This window comes from Pseudomonas sp. LBUM1661 (assembly GCF_059695925.1).
The window spans coordinates 5526042-5547454 of sequence record NZ_CP166794.1 but is presented as its reverse complement, the minus strand read 5'-3'; the positions used below and the strand labels follow the sequence as shown (position 1 = coordinate 5547454).

Sequence of the window (21413 nt, the reverse complement as noted above, 5' to 3'; positions counted from 1 at the left end):
CAACTGCACACAGTCCTAGCCCTGAGCCACACTTGGCCTTAAGCTGCGCGGGCCAAGACGGCCGTTACTGTGTACGGAGGAGAAACCCATGCGAATTCTTTTGGTTGAAGACAACCGCGATATCCTGGCCAATCTGGCGGATTACCTGGGGCTCAAAGGCTATACCGTGGATTGCGCACAGGACGGTCTGTCAGGACTGCACCTGGCAGCGACCGAGCATTACGACTTGATCGTGCTCGACATCATGCTGCCCGGCATTGACGGTTACACCTTGTGCAAACGCCTGCGCGAAGACGCCCGCCGCGACACGCCGGTGATCATGCTCACCGCTCGCGACCAGCTGGACGACCGGCTGCAGGGCTTCAAGTCCGGCGCCGATGATTACCTGATCAAGCCGTTTGCCCTGTCTGAACTGGCTGCGCGCATCGAGGCGGTCATGCGTCGCGCCCAGGGTGGCGGTCGCCGCACATTGCAGGTCGGCGACTTGAGCTACGACCTCGACACCCTGGAAGTGACCCGCGAAGGCCGTCTGTTGAAACTCAACCCGGTGGGCCTGAAGTTGCTGGCCGTGCTGATGCAGAAAAGTCCGCATGTACTGCGCCGGGAAATTCTCGAAGAAGCCCTGTGGGGCGATGACTGCCCGGACAGCGACAGCTTGCGCAGTCACGTCCACCAATTGCGCCAGGTGATCGACAAGCCGTTCGCCAAACCGTTGCTGCAAACCGTGCACGGTGTGGGTTATCGCTTGGCCGAGGGCCGTGATGGAGTTTAGACAGAGCCTTGCTCAACGGATCATCATCGCCTTTGCGCTGATGAGCGCACTGGTGGCAGGCGCCTTCGCCATGGGCATTGTGGCGACCGTGCACCTGGTGGAAGAAAAGCTGATTTCGGCAGGTCTGGGCGGCGATCTTCAGCGTCTGTTGCTGATGGACAGTGTCACGGACTGGAGCCACCGTCCCGAGCCGGACCAACTGTTCTATTTCAGCGGTGGGCCCGGCGACTTCGAGCTGCCCAAGGATTTGCGGCACCTGGAACCGGGGTTTCATGAAGTGTTTCGCGAACAACTGTCGTACCACGCGATGGTCGAAGTCGTCGATGGCCGACGTTATGTGCTGTTGCAGGATCAAAGCGATTTCGAAGAGCGCGAGCGAGTGCTGTTTGCCGTCGTGCTGGTGGGCTTCGTGCTGAGCCTGGCATTGGCGGTGTTTCTCGGCTGGGTGCTCGCGCGCAAAGTAATGGCACCGGTGGTGCGACTGGCGCGTCAGGTCCGTCACCGCGATCAATTGCTGGGGCTGGCGCCGCCCCTGGCGCCGGATTACGCCGCCGATGAAGTGGGCGAACTGGCGGTGGCCTTCGACGCGACCCTCGGACGTTTGCGTCAGGCCTTGACCCGGGAGCGGTTGTTTACCAGTGACGTCAGCCACGAATTGCGCACGCCGTTGATGGTGTTGGCCAGTTCGTGTGAACTGCTGCTGGAAAATCCCGGCATCGATCAGCGTGGCCGTGCTCAGGTCCAACGCATTGCCCGCGCCTGTGAGGAGATGCGGGAACTGGTGCAGACCTTCCTGATGCTGGCGCGCGCACAGCGTGAAGACGCCGGCATGTCACCTCAGCAGTCCTTGAGCCAGGTAGCCGACGGGCTGCTCAATATTTGGCGTGAGCCGATCGAGGCCAAGGGGCTCAAGCTGATCTTCGAACCAGGCAATCCGGCCGATACGTGCTACAACGCCACCCTTTTGCACGCGGTCATGGGCAACCTGCTGCGTAACGCACTGCATTACACCGAGCGCGGGTTCATTCGCTTGACCCTGACGGCCACGGGGTTTCGGGTCGAGGACAGTGGTGTGGGCATCCCCGAGGAAAAACGCGAGGCCATGTTCGAACCCTTTGTGCGTGGCACCGAGAAACGCGGCGAAGGTCTGGGGCTGGGATTGTCGCTGGTGCAACGGATCTGCGAAAACCAGGGCTGGAACGTCAGCCTGACGAACGTGGTGCCCAATGGCTGTCGTTTTCAGGTGGAATTGCATCCGCTCGATGTGAACTGATCGGACCCTGTAGGACGCTGGCCCAAAGCCACTCTTGTCCTCCTGTAAAACCTCGAAATAATTCCGGGTTTTACATGACAAATTTTTCACAAACGCATCACCTGACGCTGACACGGCGCTACCTATCGTGGGTTCCATCAGAAGCTCAGGAGACCTTGATGATGGACGGCCCGATCAAACTGGATTTTTCCGAAAAGTACGACGATCAACACGCACAACGATACCTGAAAAAGCACAAGGATGGCCTCGGCCGCCGCCTGTCTCACTGGCGTGATGAACAGCTGGCGCGTAAGGCGCTGGCCATCGTTGGCGAGCCGGGGCTGGTCCTCGATTTACCGTGTGGCGCGGGGCGTTTCTGGCCATTGCTGGCAGAAAAAACCAATCGTGCAATCATCGGGGCCGACAACTCCGAGTCCATGCTGAAGATTGCCATGCAGGCGCAACCCGCCGACGTGGTGAAACGGGTACAACCCTTGCACACTTCTGCATTCGACATTGCCTTGCCTGATAACGCCGTCGACAGCATTTTCTGCATGCGTTTGCTCCATCACATCGGTGAAGCCGAGCATCGACTGGCCATTTTGCGTGAATTCGAGCGTGTCACGCGTGACAGCGTGATCCTTTCCTTGTGGGTGGATGGCAATTTCAAAGCGTGGAAACGCAAGCGCGCCGAGAAAACCCGTGGGCAGGAAGGATACCAAAACCGATTTGTGTTACCGGCTGCTACGGTCGAAAAGGAGTTCGAGCAGGCGGGTTTCCGTATCCAGGAACAACTGGATTTTTTACCGCTCTATGCCATGTGGCGAGTTTACGTATTACGCAAGAGGTAACAGGATGGCAGTGCAATGTGCAGCAGAAACGGACGTCGCTCCTCAGGACCGCTTCGACTATTTCTGGAATCTGCGGGGTGAATGGGTTGAAGAGCCCAACGTCCGTCGCGGTGGCGAAAGTGGCGTGCAGCGAGTGGTGGGCAGCGACGGACAACTGCTCTACACCAAGCGTCAGACCGGGCATATCTATCGCAGCTGGCTGCACCCGTTCGGTCGGCCAACGGTATTGCGTGAACGCGATGCGCTCATCGGTTTGCGCCTGATCGACGTTCGCGTTCCGGAAATTGTGTTCTGCGGTGCGCAGCGTGATCCAGTGCACAAATGGCGTGCATTGCTGGTGACCAAATCCCTGGACGGCTTCGAGGAAATCGAACACTGGTACGCGGGCGGTGGTCGTGAGCGTCATGGTGAAGCGGTGCATGACCGGGTGTTGAAGGATCTGGCCGAGAACCTGGCCCGTATGCACAAGGGCCGTTGGCAGCACAGCTGCATCTACATCAAGCACGTGTTTGTGCGTGTCACCGGTGAAGGCGAGGCGGCAAAAGTCGAAGTGGCCTTGATCGATCTGGAGAAGTGCCGGCAGCGCTTGACCGCCCGTCGTGCGGCCTCCCATGACATGAAGCAGCTGCGTCGCCACTCGTCGTTCAGTCCGACGGACTGGAAAAAACTCGTCTATTTTTATGAGACGGCGTTTGGCAGCGCTATCAAGGGTTTATAGCGATGAAACTCGAAATTGCGCGAGGTGTGTTTCTGTTAGGAGCCTTGGCAGTTGCTTCGCTGGCGGTGGCTGCCTGGGAGCAGCCCCGCACGCAGATCCTCAGTTCAGAAAACGGTGACGCGCACTGTCCGTTGCCACGCGTTGCCAAGGCATCGGTGGCAACCCAACCCGATCATGATTTATTGCTGTTCATGTTCGGACTCTCTCAAGGATTGAGGCCGCAAAGTTGAACAGATTGAAGCCCAAATAAAGGCCTCGCCAAAATGCGAGGCCTTTTTTGTGGCCGGCGTTTAGGCCGTGATATCGAGCAAATGTGGGAGCGAGCCTGCTCGCGATGGCAACCTGGTAGCCGACCATTCTCTTCAGGTGTACATATCCATTTCTGCGGTAACGGCGGCTATGGGTTCCGCCCTTACGGCGGGTCACTTGGAAGAGCCCCAAGTAACCAAGGGCTTTTGCCCCTGTCGTTCGGTGCCTCGCCTAGGCTCGGCATGCCCTCGCTCCGGTCCTGCTCCGTGGGCCCGCCGCCATCGGCCATCCCTGGCCGGGGGCGGCTAACCCGGCATCCCTGCCGGGTTGCCCACTGCGCAGAACCTCCACTCGGCCTTACGAGGGGGCGGTGCATCAAGATCAAAAGCACGGCGGCCTGTAGGCCGGCCTGATTGGGGAATGCGCATTCCCCTGTAGGAGCGAGCTTGCTCGCGATGCACGTTAACGATGACGCGTTTAATCAGGACAAACGCGATGCCTGTGAGTCCATCGCGAGCAAGCTCGCTCCTACAGCAAGGAACTATGAATGTTGTTTGGGTTTGTCCGGTTTGGCCAATAATGTGTACACGCACGGCAACACGAATAACGTGAACAACGTCCCGATCGACATCCCCGTGGCGATCACCGTGCCGATGTCGAACCGGCTGACCGCCCCCGCACCCGTGGCGATGATCAACGGCACCATGCCGAACACCATGGCCGCCGTGGTCATCAACACCGGTCGCAGTCGAATGGCCGCCGCTTCCTCGACGGCCTCGCGCGCTGTCAGGCCCTTTTCCTTGCGCAACTGGTTGGCGAATTCGACGATCAGGATCCCGTGCTTGCTGATCAGCCCGATCAACGTCACCAGTCCGACCTGGGTGTAGATGTTCATGCTCGACCAGCCGAGGAACAGCGGAATCAACGCGCCACAGATCGACAGCGGCACCGTCACCAGAATCACCAGCGGGTCGCGGAAGCTTTCGAACTGGGCGGCGAGTACCAGGAAAATGATCGCCAATGCCAGCGCAAAGGTGACCCACAGGGCACTGCCTTCCTGGACGAATTGCCGTGAGGCGCCGGCATAGTCGAAGGCGTAACCCACCGGTGCTTCTTCCCGGGCGATCTGGCGCACGGTGTCGATGGCCTCACCCATGCTGACCAGCGGCACGCCAGACAGGATGGCCGAGTTGAGTTGCTGGAACTGGTTCAACTGCCGTGGCCGCGCCCGGTCGCTCACGGTGATCAGGGTCGACAGGGCCAGCAGTTCGCCTTTGGTGTTTCTCACGTAATAGTTATTCAGCCATTCCGGGTTATCGCGGAAGGGCCGCTCAACCTGCGCGATGACCTTGTAGCTGCGACCTTCAATGGTGAAACGGTTGATCTCCGCTTCACCGAGCAACGTGGCCAACGTGCCGCCCAGATCCTGCATCGACACGCCCATTTGTGCGGCCTTGGCGCGATCGATATCCACCACCACTTCAGGCTTGTCGAAGGCCAGGTCGACGTCGACGAACGCGAACTTGCCGGATTCCATCGCGCGTTTTTTCACCCGATCGATCACCTGCAGCAGCGACGCGTAATCGTTGGCGGAGTTGATGACGAACTGAAACGGCAACCCTTCGCCGGTACCGGGCAGGGAGGGCAGGTTGAAGCCGAAAATCTGCAACCCGGCAATGCTCTCCAGTTTGGCCTGAACCTCGGGCAGGATCTGCATTTGCGTGCGGCTGCGATCGTTCCACGGTTTCAGCAGGAAGCCGCCGATACCCGATTGCACGCCGTTGAAGCCGTTGATCTGGAACGATGAGTAGTACTCGGGAAACGCCTTGAAGATGTCGACGAATTCGTCGGTGTAAGCGCTCAGGTAGTCAAGGTTGGCCGTTTGTGGGGCGTTGGCGATCATGAAAATGATGCCCTGATCTTCGTCCGGTGCCAGTTCCGACTTGGTGAACTTGAGTAATACCGGAATCAGGCACAGCACGATCACCGCGAACACCAGCACCACCGGCCGGGTGTTCAGCGTGCCGTGCAGCAGGCTTTGGTAGCGGCGCTTGAGGCCTTCGAAAATCAGGTCGAGGCGATGGGCCAGGCCGCTGGGGTTTTCGTCGTGGCGCAGCAAAAACGCGCACATCATCGGCGACAGCGTCAGGGCGACGATGCCGGAAATCACCACCGCCCCGGCCAGGGTCAGGGCGAACTCCTTGAACAACGCCCCGGTCAGCCCCGTCAGGAAACCGATCGGCGCATACACCGCCGCCAGGGTGATGGTCATCGAGACCACCGGCATGGCGATTTCCCGGGCGCCTTCGATGGCAGCATCCAGCGGCGTCTTGCCTTCTTCGATGTGGCGGTGGATGTTTTCCACCACCACGATCGCGTCGTCCACCACCAGGCCGATGGCCAACACCATCGCCAGCAGGGTCAGCAGGTTGATCGAGTAACCCATCATCTGCATGAAGAACATCACGCCGATCATCGACAGCGGAATAGTGACCACCGGGATCACCACCGAACGCAGTGCTCCGAGGAACAGGAACACCACGACGATCACGATCAGCACCGCTTCGAACAGGGTTTTCACCACTTCGTCGATCGAGGCCTGGATGAACAGCGTGGCGTCGTAGGCAATTTCACCCTTGAGGTTCGGTGGCAGTTGAGCCTCGAGATCCGGCATGATCTTGCGCACTTCCTTGATCACGTCCAGCGGGTTGGCGCCGGGCGTCGCCTTGATGCCGATGTACACCGAGGGCGTGCCACCGAAGGAACTGATGGTGTCGTAGTTTTCCGCGCCCATTTCCACCCGCGCGACATCGCTGAGCAGCACGCGGCTGTCGCCATCGACCTTGAGCGGAATCGCGGCAAAGGCTTCGGCGGATTTGAGCTCGGTGTTGGCGTTGATGCTGGTGACCACGTACTGGCCTTTCACTTCGCCAGCGGCGGAGAGGAAGTTGTACTTGCGCACCGCATCGGTCACGTCACTGGCGCTGAGACCAAATCCGGCGAGCTTCACCGGGTCCAGCCACAGGCGCATGGCGAATACCTGGTTGCCGAGAATCTCGGCCTCGGCCATGCCCGGCAGGGTTGCCAGTTTTGGCTGAATGACCCGCGACAGGTAGTCGGTGATTTGCGGGTTGCTCAGCTCCTTGCTGAAGAAACTGATGTACATCAGCGCCGAGGCGTCCGCAGCTTCCTTGCTCAGTACCGGGTCTTCGGCGTCCTGGGGCAGTTGGTTCTTCACCTCGTTGGCCTTGGCCAGCAATTCGGTGAACAGGCGGTCGCTGTTGGCGCCGATGCGCGCGTAGATCGAGATCACCGAGAAGTTCTGGCGACTGACCGAGGTCATGTAGTCGATGCCCTCGGCGCTGGCCAGGCTCTGTTGCATCGGCTGGGTGATGTAGCCCTGGATGGTTTCGGCATTGGCCCCGGGGTAAGCGGTGGTCACTGTGATCAGGGCGTTTTCCATTTGCGGGTATTGGCGCAGCGGCAGCTTGCTCCAGGCCTGGAAGCCCAGCAGCACAATCAGCAGGCTGACCACGGTGGCGAGCACCGGGCGGCGGATGAACGGGTCGGTAAAAGCCATGGGGATTCCTTGATCAGTCCGCGCGCGGCGGGCTGTTCTTCTCGGCTAAAGTCTTGTCGTCGCTGATGGCAATGTGTGCGCCGTTGTCCAGTTTGATCTGGCCGCCCGTGACCACTTTTTCGCCGTTCTGCACGCCTTTGGTAATCATCACCAGCCCGTCCCGGCGTTCGCCGGTTTCGATGAACCGCCGTTCGGCGATCAGGATCGGCTGGCCCTTGTCGTCTTTTTCGAGGCTGCCGTCTTCAGCTTTTTTCTGTGCAACGACGTAGACCGAGTTGCCGTACAACGTGTAGGTAATCGCGCTTTCCGGCACGACAATGCGTGGCTGCGGGTTGGGCAATAACACTTGCAGGCTGGCGAACATCCCAGGCAGCAGCTTGCCGTCGGGGTTGGCCAGGGTCGCGCGGACCTGGACGTTGCGGGTGGTGTTTTCGACTTTCGGGTTGATCGCAGTGATGATGCCGGGGAAGTTTTGCGTCGGGTAGGCCGAGGCAACGATCTGTACCGGTTGGCCGATGGCGATCTTCGGTACTGACTGCTCGGGCACGAAGAAGTCTACATAGAGGCTGCTGAGGTCTTGCAGGGTGGCAATCATGGTGCCGCTGGCGAGATAGTCACCGATGTCCACCTGACGAATGCCGATGGTCCCGCTGAACGGTGCGAGCAAGCGTTTTTTGGCCAGTGCCGCCTTGAGCTGATTGACCGTGGCCCGGCTCTTTTTCAACACCGCCGAGAGCCGGTCGAATTCGCCTTTGGAAATGGCCTGGCTGCCCACCAGTTGGCTGCCGCGACCGTAATCGAGCTGCGCCAGCCCCAGGTCGGCCTGAGCGGTTTCGAGCAGGGCGGTCTCTACCACGCTATCAAGCAGAAGCAGCGGTTGACCGACCTTGACCTTCTGCCCTGACTCGAACTGCAACTCGATGACGGTGCCGTCGGTCTCCAGGCTCAGGTCCACGCCTTGCAGTGCCTTGAGCGTGCCAACCGTAGGCAGACGCGCTTGCCACGGCCGTTCGCTGGCGGTGGCCACAGCGACACTGATCGGCGGTTTCGGCGCGGAGAAGCCTTGGATCATCGTGTAGATGGAGAAGGCTTTGTAACCGGCCAGGACCAGCACGATCAGCAGAACAACACCCAACATGATCAGCATGCGGCGACGCAGCATATTTCCAGTTCCTTGGAGAAAATCAGGTGAGACAGTTGGGCACATTACCCCGAGTGGGAAGGGGATTCCAGCGAGCACTTTTCACACGCAGACCTGTAGCAGCTGGCGCAGCCTGCGTTCGGCGGCGTAGCCGTCGTAAGATCCGGCGACGCGGTGTGCCAGACAAACCGCGTTGGATGGTTTTACGACGGCTGCGCCGCCGAACGCAGGCTGCGCCAGCTGCTACAAGGAGCGCGTTTAGATCAGGTGAAGGTGGTTGTCCCAGAGCCCGGCGGGCAGCTCCAGCGGTTTTGCTACAAGAGTTGTCTGGCGGCAATCGTAGTACCGGCAGCGCCCCTGACCCGAGGTCACGACAAACCCATCGGCCACCGCGCCCACGCCGGCGCAGTCGGGTAGCGGCGCGTCCAGGCGCACTTCGCCGCTGTCGAGGTCCCAGATGAAAAAGCGGTTGCCCCGAGGTGCGGTCAGCGCGACCAGGCGCAATTCACTGTGCACCGCGACGCTGGCGGTGTAGTGCCCCATGGCCTGCAACTGATGTTCGGGGACCGGGAACGCCACGAACGGTTGGCCGGGACGTTTGATCGCCAGCAGCTCCGAAGACTCGTGGGACGGCCCCATGAACTGCTGGCCGGCGACGATGGTACCGTCGCTGGCAATGCCCAAATGACGCACGCTGTTCATCGGCTGGGCGAGGGTTTCCTTGCTCAGCAGGGTGCCGTCGCGTTGCATCAGGACCAGGCTCGGTTCCATCGCGTTGAGGTTCATCTCCACCCGGCTTTCGGCTTCGGTGCGAATGCCACCGTTGGCCACCACCAGGGTTTCGCCATCGGGCATCCACGACACCTGATGCGGACCTATGCCGTGGGTAGGAATCTCGCCGCTGTGGATAAGTCGCTCACCTTCGAACTTATACACACCCAGCAAGCCGCGACCCGGATCGGACGTGTCGTTCTCGGTGGCGTACAACCAGTCGCCGCTCTGGTGAATCACCGCATGCCCGTAGAAATGCCGGTTCGCCTGCGAGGTCACGGTTTGCAGCAGCGTGCCGTCGCGCAGGTCGATCAGGTAACTCTCGGTGCCCGGCCGCCGGGCCACGAACAATGCGATCGGCTGCGTCGGGTGGTTGATGATGTCGTGGCAACGCTGGCCGACCTCGGTGGCGAACACCCGAGTGCCGTCCAGCCGATAACCGACGGCGTAATGCTTGCCGTCGTTATCGTCCCGCGCCGACAGCAGCAGCGGGCTTTTGTCCTTGTGCTTGAACAGCGTCCAGCCGCCCAGTGTCACTGCTCCCAGCAGCAAACTACCTAAAGTCAGAGCCTGACGTCGCAGCATGGCACTCGCCCTCATCAGTCACCGTCGTTGGCGTTGAAGCCCAGTTGGATGCCCAGCGCCTTGGCCAGTTCGCCTTCGTGCAGGCGGTGGACGACGTTGAGGCTGTCGTAGAGATCGTTGAGTTGCTGGCGACCGGCATCGTCGTTGAGCATCTCGGTCAGCGAGCGCTGGTTGCTGGCGAACAGTTTCAGGGCCGCAGCGTAGGCCGCATCGATCTTGTCGGCCAAGGGTTTCTGCTCACTCGGCAACAAACCGCGCAGGCCTTTGTTGTCGACGCCTTCCCATACGGTCTTGGCGGCGGCGAGGCTGGCTTCGAGGCCGGTCAGGGAAGACTGGCTGCGCCACGCATCGGCCTGGAACGGTTGCGGAACGCCCTTGGTCTGGCGGCCCATCGGCGTGCCGAGTTTCTTCTTCAAACTGTCGAGGGCGGTGACTTGCACCCGCAGTAAATCGGCGATGGCTTCGTGGGAATCGGCGTAGCGCTGGTTCGGGAATTTGCTCATCTGCGCGAGCATGCCGTCGGTGGTGTTCCAGCTTTTCAGAATGTCTTCGGCCAGCAGTTTCTGACGCTCGCCAATCGCTTTCAACAGCGGGCAATACTTGGCTTTTTGCGCGTCGTTGGCGACGTCTGGCTTGCTGTCGAACAGGATGTATTCGTAGGCGGAAAGGCCCTGAACCACAACGCTGGACTTGGCCAGTTCCGCAGCATCGATCTGCGGCTGCGCGGTGACCAGTTGCTCGACCTGACGGCCGACGAGGTTTTTCTTGTCCGGCCAGAACTGCACCTGCCAGGCACGATTGCCTTCGGCCAGCGGCCCGATCAGCAAAGGCTGAAGCTCGGCCCAGGCTTTCTGCGCGTGCAGGAAGTCGGCACGTGCGGTGTCGAGGTTTTCCTTGCCTTCGCAGTAGGCGAGTGCGCTGACGGCCAATTGGCGGTCGGCTTCAACCCAGCGCGTGTAGGTCGGCAGGATCACCGATTTGGCGATGGCCGCCGAGGTGACCGCTTGCGGATCCTGCGGCGAACAGGCGCCGAGCGCTAATGCGGCAAGGCTGGTGAACAACAATTTGGGACGGAACATGTCGGGCTCCCGCTATGGAATACGTATTAAAGGGAATTCAAAAACGCCAGCAACGCAGCGCGCTGCTCGGCATTGAAAGACAAAACCTGTTGCTGCGCCGCGCTGGCTTCGCCGCCATGCCAGAGCACGGCTTCGAGCAGATTGCGGGCGCGGCCGTCATGCAAGAATTGGGTGTGGCCACTCACCGCCTGCGTCAGGCCGATGCCCCACAACGGCGGGGTGCGCCAGTCGCGGCCACTGGCCTGGAATTCGGTTCGGTTGTCGGCCAGACCGTCGCCCATGTCATGCAGCAGCAGATCGCTGTAAGGGCGAATCACTTGATTGGCCAGTTCAGGTTCGGCGGCGTTGGCGGCGGTGGTGTATTTCGGCGTGTGGCAGGACTGGCAGCCGGCCTGGAAAAACAGCGTCTTGCCGGCCAGCACTTCAGGCGTGCCGACATCGCGGCGGGCCGGGACGGCGAGGTTGCGGCTGTAGAACAGCACCAGGCGCAGGATGTTATCGCTGACTTCCGGCTCGCCGGCCGGACCATTGCCGTTGGGTGCCTGCTTGCAAGCGGTTTGCGCGTCGGTGCAATCGTCGACGGTTCTCAGGCTTGTGGTCAGGCCCATGTCGCCGGAAAACGCGTGGACATTCTGTTGATTGAGGTTCGGTTGCCCGGCCTTCCAGCCGAAGCGTCCGAGGACGGTTTTCTGTTGGGCGTCATCCCACACCCGGTTCGGGCGTCCGGTGATGCCGTTTTTTTCTTTTGCCTGGGCGTCGGCATTGGCCAGGATCGCCTCGTCGGGGATCGCTTCGAGCAAGCCGAGGCCAATCATCGGCGGTGCAATGCGCGCCGAGAAACGCGTGTCGGGGTGCATCGGGCCGTAGCCGAGTTGGCTGATCTGCAAGGTCGGTTTGCGCAACTCGACCTCGGTGCCGTCCTTGAAGCGAATCGGCACCGGCGTGTAGTCGACGCGCACTTTGCCTTCCGGAACGACACCGGGCACGGCCATGTCCTGGAACTGCCCGCCGTAGACCGGCTCCGGGACCACACCGAGTTGTTCGATGACCTTGGCGTACGACGGCGCATCGGGAATCGACAACCGCACCAGCATCGACACGGCATTCTGCGCGTCAGGCGTCGGCGGATGACCGCGGCCGTCTTTGATGTGGCAGTTCTGGCAGGCGTTGGTGTTGAACAGCGGACCGAGGCCATCGCGGGCGGTGGTGGTCGATGGCGCGATCACCCAGGGATTGCGGAAGAAGCTGTTGCCGACGCTGAAATCCACACGCCGCGAGGGCGGCAGGTTGGCGGACGGCAGGGAAAAGGCATTCTGATCGGTCTTGCGCACCGTCGCGCTGCCACCGGAGCGAGCTTCACCGGGTTCGGCCTGGGTGAACGTCGGGGCGTCATCGCAGGCACTCAGGCACAGGGCCAGCAACAGTGCGGACAAGCGAAGAGGCAGCGAGGGCATCAGACATCCTGCAAGACGAGCAAAACAAGGGCGCAAAGTCTAACAGGGCAGCGGAGATTGAATAAGAGGAATTATCGTTTGGTTGATATGGCGCAGGTTTTGGTGATGAACATTACATCTGGGTAATCACAATCCCTGTGGGAGCGGGCTTGCCCGCGAAAGCGGTGATTCAGTCAACACATATGTTGAATGTTAAGCAGTCATCGCGGGCAAGCCCGCTCCCACAGGGATTGCATCAGCGAAGGACAAAAAAGGCGACCCGAAGGTCGCCTTTTTATTCAGCCAGCGTTGATCAGAACTCGTGATCAGCGTTGTCCGGGTTCAGGTCGCTGATGCCCAGTTTGCCAGCGGCGGCTTCGATCGAACCGGTCTGCTTGACCAGGGAAGCGATGGCGTCGCGGACGATCTGGTTGCCAGCGGTGTTGCCGGCGGCGATCAGTTGGTCGTAATGCTCACCCTTGTTGGCGTGATCGACGATGACCTGCATCTTGGCTTCGGTCGCAGCCAGGTCGGCTTTCAGCGCGGTGTCGGCCGCCGGGTCGGCTTTGGCCACCAGGGACGACAGGCTCGCGCCGGTCATTTTCGTGCCGTCGACGCGGGTGTATTCGCCCAGGTACACGTTACGAACGCCTTTGGCATCGTAGAACTGCGAGTTGTGGGTGTTGTCGCTGAAGCAGTCGTGTTCGTCTTCCGGGGAGTTGGCTTCCAGGGAAACCTTCATGCGCTCGCCCGCCAGTTCGCCCAGGGACAGGCTGCCCATGCCGAACAGCATTTTGCGCAGGCCGGACTCAGCCGGTTCCGCTTCCAGGGTGGCGCGGTAGTTGTCGGCCACGTTCGGCTTCCAGTTACCGACCATTTCTTCCAGGTCGCTGACCAGCAGTTGGGTCACGGATTTCAGGTAAGCGCGGCGACGATCGTTATGACCGCCAGTGGCGCCTTTGCCTTCCAGGTAGTCGGAAGCCGGACGGTTGCCAGCGCCTGGGCCGGTGCCGTTCAGGTCCTGGCCCCAGAGCAGGAATTCGATCGCGTGGTAGCCCGTGGCGACGTTAGCCTCGGAACCGCCCAGCTCGTTCAGGCTGGCAAGTTTTGCCGGGGTGATGTCTTTGACGTCGATCTTGTCTTCGCCGACCTGAACTTCAGTGTTGGCGATGATGTTCGCGGTGGCGCCCGGGTTGCCGAGTGCGTGCTCGTAGGATTTGTCGACGTAGTCGATCAGGCCTTCGTCCAGGGGCCAGGCGTTCACCTGTCCTTCCCAGTCGTCGATGATGGTATTGCCGAAGCGGAACACTTCACTCTGCAGATAAGGAACGCGGGCAGCGATCCAGGCAGTCTTGGCAGCTTTCAGGGTATCGGCGTTCGGCTTGGCGAGGAAGGCGTCGACAGCGGTTTGCAGGGTTTTCGCGGTGGATTCGGCATCGCTGTAAACGGCGAAGACCATGTCGGCGTAATGCGCGACAACGGCTTTGGCGGCGGCTTCGTCGACTTTACTTGCAGCGGCAGGTGCAACAGCCGGGGCCGGTGCTGTGGTGGTAGCGGCTGGAGTAGGTGTTTGCGGAGCGGCAGCCTTGTCTTTGCCTTCGCCACAACCGGCGAGGGAAATAGCGATGGCCAACAGACTGGCGGTAGCCAGAGGCATACGAATCATGGCGAACATCCTGCTTCGAGAGGGGGGTGGAATGGCGCAGCAAGCGCGAAACTGCGACATAATGCAAATCTTTCGCATTATGTGTAAAGGGTTGTACCTGGAAATATTTCTTATTCACAAAGCCTGCGGGCCTGCCCGTCACCTGTAGCAGCCTTCGGCAGTTGCTACAGGGCCACAGACGATCAGTGGATCGCTGCGTTACTGCGCTGGGCCTGCTTTAGGTAGACACTCAATTCCCGCGCCGGCAGCGGCTTGCTGTAGAGATAGCCCTGACCTTCGTGGCAGCCTTCGGAAATGATGTAGGCCTCTTGCTCGGGGGTTTCCACGCCTTCGGCAATCACCTGCATGCCCAGGCTTTTGCCCAGCTGGATGATGGCCCGGACGATGGTCGCATCGTCGTCGTCATCGAGCAGGTCCTGAACGAAGCTCTTGTCGATCTTGATCTTGTCCAGCGGCAGGCTTTTCAGATAGCTCAGGGACGAATAACCGGTGCCGAAGTCGTCGATGGCGATCAACGCGCCGGACCGACGCAAGCTCAGCAGGTGCTGGGCGGCGGTGCTGATGTCTTCCATCAGGCCGGTTTCGGTGACTTCCAGCTCCAGGCTGCGCGGCGGCAGGCGGTACATCTGCAGCAGATTGTTGACCACTCGCGGCAGCTCGGCGTGGTGCAGCTGCACGGTGGACAGGTTCACCGCCATGCGCAGGTCGACGAAACCCTGGTCATGCCAGTCGCGCAATTGCTTGCACGCCTGATCCAGCACCCATTCACCGATGGCGATGATGGTGCCGTTCTGTTCGGCCAGGGGAATGAACAGGTCCGGCGGCACCAGCCCATGCTCGGGATGCTGCCAGCGAATCAACGCTTCGACCCCCACCACCCGGTGATCGCGATAACTGATTTGCGGTTGGTAGACGAGGTAGAACTGATTGCGGGCCAGGGCGTCGCGCAGGTCTTTTTCCAGTTCACGACGGCGGCGCATCTCGGTGTCGACGCTGGCGATATAGAACTGATAGCGGTTGCGCGAGCGGGTCTTGGCCAGGGTCATGGTCTGCTCGGCTTTTTGCAGGAGCTTTTCGGTGCTGTCACCGTCCTCGGGAAACAGGGTGATGCCGATGGTGGCGCGCAGGCGGATCTCTTGATGATCGAGGGCAAACACCGCTTCCAGGTCATCGAGAATGCTTTGGGCCAGCTCGGCCGCTTCGTAAGGTTGTTCGATATCGGCCTGGACCAGGGCGAACTGGTCGCCGCCGAGACGGGCGAGGGCGCCAAGACGACCGCTGTGGGCCCGCAAGCGATCGGCCAGGGCCAGCAGCAATTGGTCGCCGGTTTGGTAGCTGAACTGTTCGTTGATGCCCTTGAAGTCATCGAGGCCGACACACAACACGGCGACCCGGCGTTGCAATTTGCCGGCGTCGACGAGGATCTTGTCCAGCTGCTGCTGCAACTGTTGGCGGTTCGGCAGGCCGGTCAGGAAGTCGTATTGCGCCATGCGCAGCAGGCTGTTTTCCGCTTCGTGGCGTAGGTGGGTATTACGCTCGATGGACTCGAGCAACTGGTTGGCGGTGTTGATCCAGATCCCCAGTTCGTTTTTCTCGTGGCCCTTGAGTTGCGGAATCTTGTGTTCGCTGGGGCGATCAGGATTGATTTCGGTCAGGTGCTCGATGATCCGCGACAGCGGTTTGGTCAGCAGCCAGTGATAGACCAGGTACAGCACCAGTCCCATGGCGAGGGCGCGCAACACACCGGAGATGAAAATGATCACCGAACTGACGATGAACCCCTGGCCGTAGGTGGCGGTGTCGAGGGTGATGCTCAGGTCGCCGTAATACTCGCTGTAAGGGCCACGACCCACCAGTTGAGTGGTGAAGGTGCGTTCCTTGCCGAGGATCAGGTCGGTCAGCCAGCGACTGTGGGAGTGCTGCAACTCGCGGGATTTTTGCGCGAGCATCGCTTCGTTGGGGTGGCCGATGGAGGCTTGGCGTACTGCGTCGTCCTGGAACAGGCCTTCGATCACTTGCATGCCCATTTCCCGATCCAGGCTGTAGACGGCCTGGGTGGAGGGGTCGCGGAACATGTCGAGGATGCGCTCGGCATCGTTGGCCACGGCCTGGCGGGTTTTATAGGCATCGAAAACGATCTGCGCGCAGCTCAAGACCACGCCGACGATCAATGCCGACAGGAGCACGACCCGAAGCAACTTCACCGACAAGCTGTTCTTGAGTTCCAGCTTCAAAGGGTTATTCCTTGTTCCGTGCGGGTAGCGTCAAGTTGCCATGAGTATTGGCAATCCCGTGATGGCAGTCAAAGGGACAATCATTCACAGGAGGATTTGCCTGTGGGCTTGGCGGATATGCTGTTGTTTGGAGTAATTGCCCTATTCGTACTGTGTCGGTTGTTGGGGCCTTCAACTTGAGGGGGATTTGGACATATTTTCCACTGGGTTGATGTTAGACGGCTGTGGCGCTGGGGCAAGGGGCTGAATGCTGGTTTCATTGTGGGAGATTGGCCCCCGCGTTCGGCGCAGCTGTTGGAATTGGGTTGGTTGCGATGGCGGCCTGGTAGCCGACCCATTTCTTTCAGGTGTACATATCCATTTCTTCGGTAACGGCTGCTATGGGTTCCGCCCTTACGGCGGGTCACTTGGAAAAGCCCCAAGTAACCAAGGGCTCTTGCCCCTTTCGTTCGGTGCCTCGCTAAGGCTCGGCATGCCCTCGCTCCGGTCCTGCTCCGTGGGCCCGCCGCCATCGGCCATCCATGGCCGGGGGAGGCTACCCCGGCATCCATGCCGGGTTGCCCACTGCGCAGAACCTGCGCTCGGCCTCTCGATGGGACGGTGTATCAAAATCAAAAGCACGGCGGCATGCAGGCCGGCCTGATTGGGGATGTTCCCCTGTAGGAGCGAGCTTGCTCGCGAAGAACGTCAATGATGGCGCGTTTTGACAGGATAAACGCGGTGCCTGTGGGTCCATCGCGAGCAAGCTCGCTCCTACAGGGAGGGGCGGTGATGCGTTCGCTTTTGATCTTGCCGTTGCTTCGGCTTTTGATCTTGATCTGTCGCCCCTTTCCCAGAGGCCGAACGCAGGCGTTGCGTAGGGGGTACCGCGGCAAGGATGCCGCGGTAGCCGCCCCCGGCCATGGATGGCCGATGGCGGCGGGCCCCCGGAGCAATGCCGGAGTGAGGGCATGCCGAGCCTTAGCGAGGCACCGAATGGAGGGGCAAAGCCTTTTGGTTACTTTTCGGCGTTTGGAAAAGTGACTCGCTGTAAGAGCGAAACCAATAGCAGCCGTTACCGCAGAAACGGATATGTACACCCGCAAGAGAATGGTCGGCTATCAGGCCGCCATCGCGAGCAAGCCGACTAATACACGATTTTCACGGATACACCAGGCTCCGAACCTTCCCCTGACCCATAAAAAAACCCGGCTAAAAAGCCGGGTTTTTTTGACTGGCGTCGATCTTAAGCGGTGAAGGTTTTGCCTTCGAACTGCTCAGCCACGAATTTCCAGTTGACCAGGTTCCAGAACGCTTCGACGTACTTCGGACGAACGTTGCGGTAGTCGATGTAGTAAGCGTGTTCCCAGACGTCGCAGGTCAGCAGCGGGGTGTCGCCGTTGGTCAGCGGGTTGCCGGCGCCGATGGTGCTGGCCAGGGCCAGGGAACCGTCAGCCTTTTTCACCAGCCAGCCCCAACCGGAACCGAAGGTGCCGATAGACGTCTTGCTGAACTCTTCCTTGAACTTGTCGAACGAACCGAAAGAAGCGTTGATGGCCTCAGCCAGTGCGCCGGTTGGTTGACCGCCGGCGTTTGGCGCCAGGCAGTTCCAGTAGAAAGTGTGGTTCCAGACCTGAGCGGCGTTGTTGAAGATACCGCCCGAGGAAGATTTGACGATTTCTTCCAGAGTCTTGCCTTCGAACTCGGTGCCAGGCACCAGGTTGTTCAGGTTCACGACATAGGTGTTGTGGTGCTTGTCGTGGTGGTATTCCAGAGTTTCCTTGGAAATGTGCGGCTGCAGGGCATCGTGTGCGTAAGGCAGCGGCGGCAATTCGAAAGCCATGATGATTCTCCTAATCAGGTCAGTTGCGGTGAGCGCAAGGCCGATCACGGGCGGCCAGACAAGCGCCGGGGAGTTTGTACTCTTTGCGGCGCATCGGATCGGATCATAGCACCGGGGGTGCGGCATAACCACGCAACAACTGTGTGGAATAGAGGTTCCAGAGCCTTTTGGAATAAATCACCCGGCAACGATTAACTGCAACGCTACCGTGAACATCATCACCGCCACCAACAGGTCGAGAATTCGCCAGGTGCTGGGTCGAGCCAGCCACGGTGCCAGCCACGCCGCCCCGAGCGCCAGGGTGAAAAACCACAGCAATGAAGCACTGGCCGCGCCCACCACGTAAGCGCCGGGCTCGGTTTGTTGGGCGCCGAGGGAGCCGATCAGCAACACGGTGTCGAGATAGACATGCGGGTTGAGCAACGTCACCGCCAAGGCGCTGAGCATCACGGCGCGCAATGAACGCACGGTCTGGTTTTCACCCTGTTGCAGACTTTGTTTCGAGCAGGCCCGACGCAGCGCCTGTGCGCCATACCAAATCAAAAACACGGCGCCACCCCAACGGGCGACCGCCAACAGCGTCGGATTTTGCGCCAGCACCGTCGCCAGCCCGAACACTCCGGCGGCGACCAGCAACGCATCGCAGGTGACGCACAGTGCTGCCACCGGCAGGTGATGTTCGCGGCGCAGGCTCTGGGCCAGCACAAAGGCATTCTGGGTACCGATCGCCATGATCAGTCCTGCGGCCACCAGCAGGCCGTTTACATAACTTTGCCACATGAGATTTTTACTCCGCGTTGGCCGCCAGGTCCCGCAACACGTGCAGGGCGCGATCGGCATCGGCCTGGCCGACGAACAAATGGTCGTGGTAATAGCCGGCGATCACGTTGCAACTGATCCCGGCCTGGCCTAATGCCGTGGCGAATGCGGCGGTCAGGCCGACGGCTTCAAGGGCGGAGTGCACGTTCAAGGTGATCCAAGCCGCGACGTAATCGAAACTGAAACCGGCCTTTTCGGCGTGGGAACGTTCCAGAATGACGGTCAGGCCTTCCTGTTCGCGGAAGCTGCCGATGATCTCAAGGCCTGTGGGCAACTGGCCGTCGCGCAGGGTGCAGAACACGTAGTCGCCGGCGTTGAGTTGCGGGCTCATGCTTTTAAGAAGCGTTGCCAATGAAGTTTCGCCAGCCATGTCGGTGATCCTTGTTCAAGAGTTCTTGCTGGCCATTCTCCGGTGTGGCGTTGTATAAGAAAAACCAATCCTGCTGATCGCTCATTAGGAAAACTGATGTTCGACTACAAATTGCTTTCTGCCTTGGCCGCAGTGGTCGAGCAGGCCGGATTCGAACGCGCTGCGCAGGTGCTGGGTTTGTCGCAATCGGCGATTTCCCAGCGGATCAAATTGCTCGAAGCGCGGGTCGGGCAACCGGTATTGGTGCGGGTGACCCCGCCGGCGCCCACCGAAATCGGCCGACGGTTGCTCAACCATGTGCAGCAAGTGCGTTTGCTGGAGCGTGATTTGCAAACACTGGTGCCGGCACTGGACGAAGAAGGCTTGCCGGAACGCCTGCGCATCGCCCTGAATGCCGACAGCCTCGCCACATGGTGGGCGGTGGCCGTAGGCGATTTTTGCGCGGAACAACATCTGCTGCTCGATCTGGTGGTGGAAGACCAGACTGTCGGCCTTAAACGCATGCGCGCCGGCGAAGTGGCGGCGTGCGTCTGCGCCAGTGAGCGTCCGGTGGCCGGTGCGCGCAGCGTATTGCTGGGCGCCATGCGCTACCGGGCGTTGGCCAGTCCGGCGTTTATCGCCCGGCATTTTCCTGAAGGCGTGCGCGCCGATCAGTTGTCGAAAACCCCAGCCCTGGTGTTTGGCCCGGATGATTTCCTACAGCATCGCTACCTCGCGTCCCTCGGCGTAGATGGCGGCTTCGAACACCATTTATGCCCATCGTCCGAAGGCTTCATTCGCCTCACGGAAGCGGGCCTCGGTTGGGGCCTGGTGCCTGAATTGCAGGTGCGCGAGCAACTGGAACGCGGCGTGTTGGTGGAGCTTTTGCCAGATAAGCCGATCGATGTGCCGCTGTACTGGCATCATTGGCGCAATGGCGGCCAGTTGCTGGGCCTCCTCACCGATCAATTGGTGCGCTCGTCCAGGCAATGGCTGGTGCCGTTGGACTGACGGGCAGCGTCAAGACCTCACGCACTACGCAAAACGAAATATTCGGAGCAATTCATGAAGATTCTGGTCACCGGCGCAAGCGGCTTCATTGGCGGGCGCTTTGCGCGTTTCGCCCTGGAGCAGGGCCTGGACGTACGGGTCAACGGTCGCCGGGCCGAGAGTGTGGAACATCTGGTGCGCCGTGGCGCCGAGTTCATCCAGGGCGACTTGAGCGACCCGGAACTGGCGCGCGACCTGTGTTCCGACGTCGAGGCCGTGGTCCATTGTGCCGGCGCGGTCGGCCTGTGGGGGCGTTATCAGGATTTCCATCAAGGCAACGTCCAGGTCACCGAAAACATCGTCGAGGCTTGCCTGAAGCAACGGGTCCGACGCCTGGTGCACCTGTCGTCGCCGTCGATCTACTTCGATGGTCGCGATCATCTGGGTTTGACCGAAGAACAAGTGCCCAAGCGCTTCAAGCACCCGTACGCCGCGACCAAGTACCTGGCCGAGCAAAAGGTCTTCGGTGCCCAGGAGTTCGGGCTCGAAACCCTGGCCCTGCGCCCGCGTTTCGTCACGGGCGCCGGTGACATGAGCATCTTCCCGCGCCTGCTGAACATGCAGCGCAAGGGGCGCTTGTCGATTGTCGGCAATGGCCTGAACAAGGTCGATTTCACCAGCGTGCAAAACCTCAACGAAGCGTTGCTCAGCAGTTTGCTGGCCAGCGGTTCGGCGCTGGGCAAGGCTTACAACATCAGCAACGGCACGCCGATTCCGTTGTGGGACGTGGTCAATTACGTCATGCGCAAAATGGATATCCCACAGGTGACGCGCTACCGTTCCTACGGTTTGGCCTACACCGTCGCGGCGCTCAACGAAGGTGTGTGCAAGCTGTGGCCGGGTCGCCCCGAGCCAACCTTGTCGCGCCTGGGCATGCAGGTCATGAACAAAAATTTCACCCTGGACATCAGCCGCGCCCGGCATTATCTGGATTACGATCCAAAAGTCAGTCTCTGGACCGCCCTCGATGAATTCTGCGGCTGGTGGAAGGCCCAGGACATTCGCTGACAGGCCGATACTGAACCGAGTTTGGGCCTAAGGG

Annotated in this window: 17 protein-coding genes; 7 read left to right on the top strand and 10 right to left on the bottom strand. The window is 60.4% G+C overall.

Features of this window, described 5'->3' with window-relative positions:
* Positions 1 to 88 precede the first annotated feature (88 nt).
* The 5 genes from colR (at position 89) to ACA057_RS25425 (ending at position 3823) form a co-directional block, all read left to right on the top strand.
* Entirely contained in the window at positions 89 to 772 is a 684-nt protein-coding gene (colR, locus tag ACA057_RS25445) for a two-component system response regulator ColR (protein WP_008032118.1), read from the top strand.
* Complete coding sequence (locus ACA057_RS25440; protein ID WP_497343333.1) at positions 762 to 2045, top strand: sensor histidine kinase; 1284 nt, start codon at positions 762 to 764, stop codon at positions 2043 to 2045. Before colR ends, ACA057_RS25440 begins: the two co-directional genes overlap by 11 nt.
* 161 nt (positions 2046 to 2206) lie before the next feature.
* Complete coding sequence (locus tag ACA057_RS25435; protein ID WP_497343331.1) at positions 2207 to 2875, top strand: class I SAM-dependent methyltransferase; 669 nt, start codon at positions 2207 to 2209, stop codon at positions 2873 to 2875.
* A 4-nt stretch (positions 2876 to 2879) separates the two neighbouring features.
* Positions 2880 to 3593 carry a lipopolysaccharide kinase InaA family protein gene (locus tag ACA057_RS25430; protein ID WP_497343329.1) on the top strand — a complete coding sequence of 238 codons (714 nt, stop codon included), beginning with the start codon at positions 2880 to 2882 and terminating at the stop codon, positions 3591 to 3593.
* Between the two features lie 2 nt (positions 3594 to 3595).
* Positions 3596 to 3823, top strand: coding sequence for a hypothetical protein (locus ACA057_RS25425; RefSeq protein ID WP_497343327.1), 228 nt, complete (start codon positions 3596 to 3598; stop codon positions 3821 to 3823).
* Positions 3824 to 4383: 560 nt separating this feature from the next.
* Here ACA057_RS25425 and ACA057_RS25420 read toward each other — a convergent pair.
* The 10 genes from ACA057_RS25420 to ACA057_RS25375 form a co-directional block, all read right to left on the bottom strand.
* Positions 4384 to 7422: a multidrug efflux RND transporter permease subunit gene (locus tag ACA057_RS25420; protein ID WP_497343325.1), complete on the bottom strand. Its 3039-nt coding sequence runs from the start codon at positions 7420 to 7422 to the stop codon at positions 4384 to 4386.
* A gap of 13 nt (positions 7423 to 7435) precedes the next feature.
* A complete protein-coding gene (locus tag ACA057_RS25415; protein ID WP_497343323.1) occupies positions 7436 to 8584 on the bottom strand; it encodes an efflux RND transporter periplasmic adaptor subunit in 1149 nt (382 codons plus the stop codon).
* Between the two features lie 237 nt (positions 8585 to 8821).
* Positions 8822 to 9919, bottom strand: coding sequence for a DUF1513 domain-containing protein (locus tag ACA057_RS25410; RefSeq protein ID WP_497343321.1), 1098 nt, complete (start codon positions 9917 to 9919; stop codon positions 8822 to 8824).
* 14 nt (positions 9920 to 9933) lie between these two features.
* Positions 9934 to 10998: an imelysin family protein gene (locus ACA057_RS25405; protein WP_497343319.1), complete on the bottom strand. Its 1065-nt coding sequence runs from the start codon at positions 10996 to 10998 to the stop codon at positions 9934 to 9936.
* A gap of 26 nt (positions 10999 to 11024) precedes the next feature.
* Positions 11025 to 12452 (bottom strand): di-heme oxidoreductase family protein, encoded by a 1428-nt coding sequence (locus ACA057_RS25400; RefSeq protein WP_497343317.1) that lies wholly within the window; start codon positions 12450 to 12452, stop codon positions 11025 to 11027.
* Positions 12453 to 12744: 292 nt separating this feature from the next.
* Entirely contained in the window at positions 12745 to 14097 is a 1353-nt protein-coding gene (locus tag ACA057_RS25395; protein ID WP_497343315.1) for an imelysin family protein, read from the bottom strand.
* Between the two features lie 182 nt (positions 14098 to 14279).
* Complete coding sequence (locus ACA057_RS25390; RefSeq protein ID WP_497343313.1) at positions 14280 to 16331, bottom strand: putative bifunctional diguanylate cyclase/phosphodiesterase; 2052 nt, start codon at positions 16329 to 16331, stop codon at positions 14280 to 14282.
* 1225 nt (positions 16332 to 17556) lie between these two features.
* Positions 17557 to 18153: a superoxide dismutase gene (locus ACA057_RS25385; protein ID WP_008034365.1), complete on the bottom strand. Its 597-nt coding sequence runs from the start codon at positions 18151 to 18153 to the stop codon at positions 17557 to 17559.
* Between the two features lie 177 nt (positions 18154 to 18330).
* Positions 18331 to 18933 carry a LysE/ArgO family amino acid transporter gene (locus tag ACA057_RS25380; protein WP_497343310.1) on the bottom strand — a complete coding sequence of 201 codons (603 nt, stop codon included), beginning with the start codon at positions 18931 to 18933 and terminating at the stop codon, positions 18331 to 18333.
* A gap of 7 nt (positions 18934 to 18940) precedes the next feature.
* Entirely contained in the window at positions 18941 to 19342 is a 402-nt protein-coding gene (locus ACA057_RS25375) for an ACT domain-containing protein (RefSeq protein WP_497343308.1), read from the bottom strand.
* Positions 19343 to 19438: 96 nt separating this feature from the next.
* Here ACA057_RS25375 and ACA057_RS25370 point away from each other — a divergent pair, with 96 nt between their 5' ends.
* Positions 19439 to 20332, top strand: coding sequence for a LysR family transcriptional regulator ArgP (locus ACA057_RS25370; protein WP_059402264.1), 894 nt, complete (start codon positions 19439 to 19441; stop codon positions 20330 to 20332).
* A gap of 54 nt (positions 20333 to 20386) precedes the next feature.
* Positions 20387 to 21379 (top strand): NAD-dependent epimerase/dehydratase family protein, encoded by a 993-nt coding sequence (locus ACA057_RS25365; RefSeq protein WP_497343306.1) that lies wholly within the window; start codon positions 20387 to 20389, stop codon positions 21377 to 21379.
* Positions 21380 to 21413: the final 34 nt, after the last annotated feature.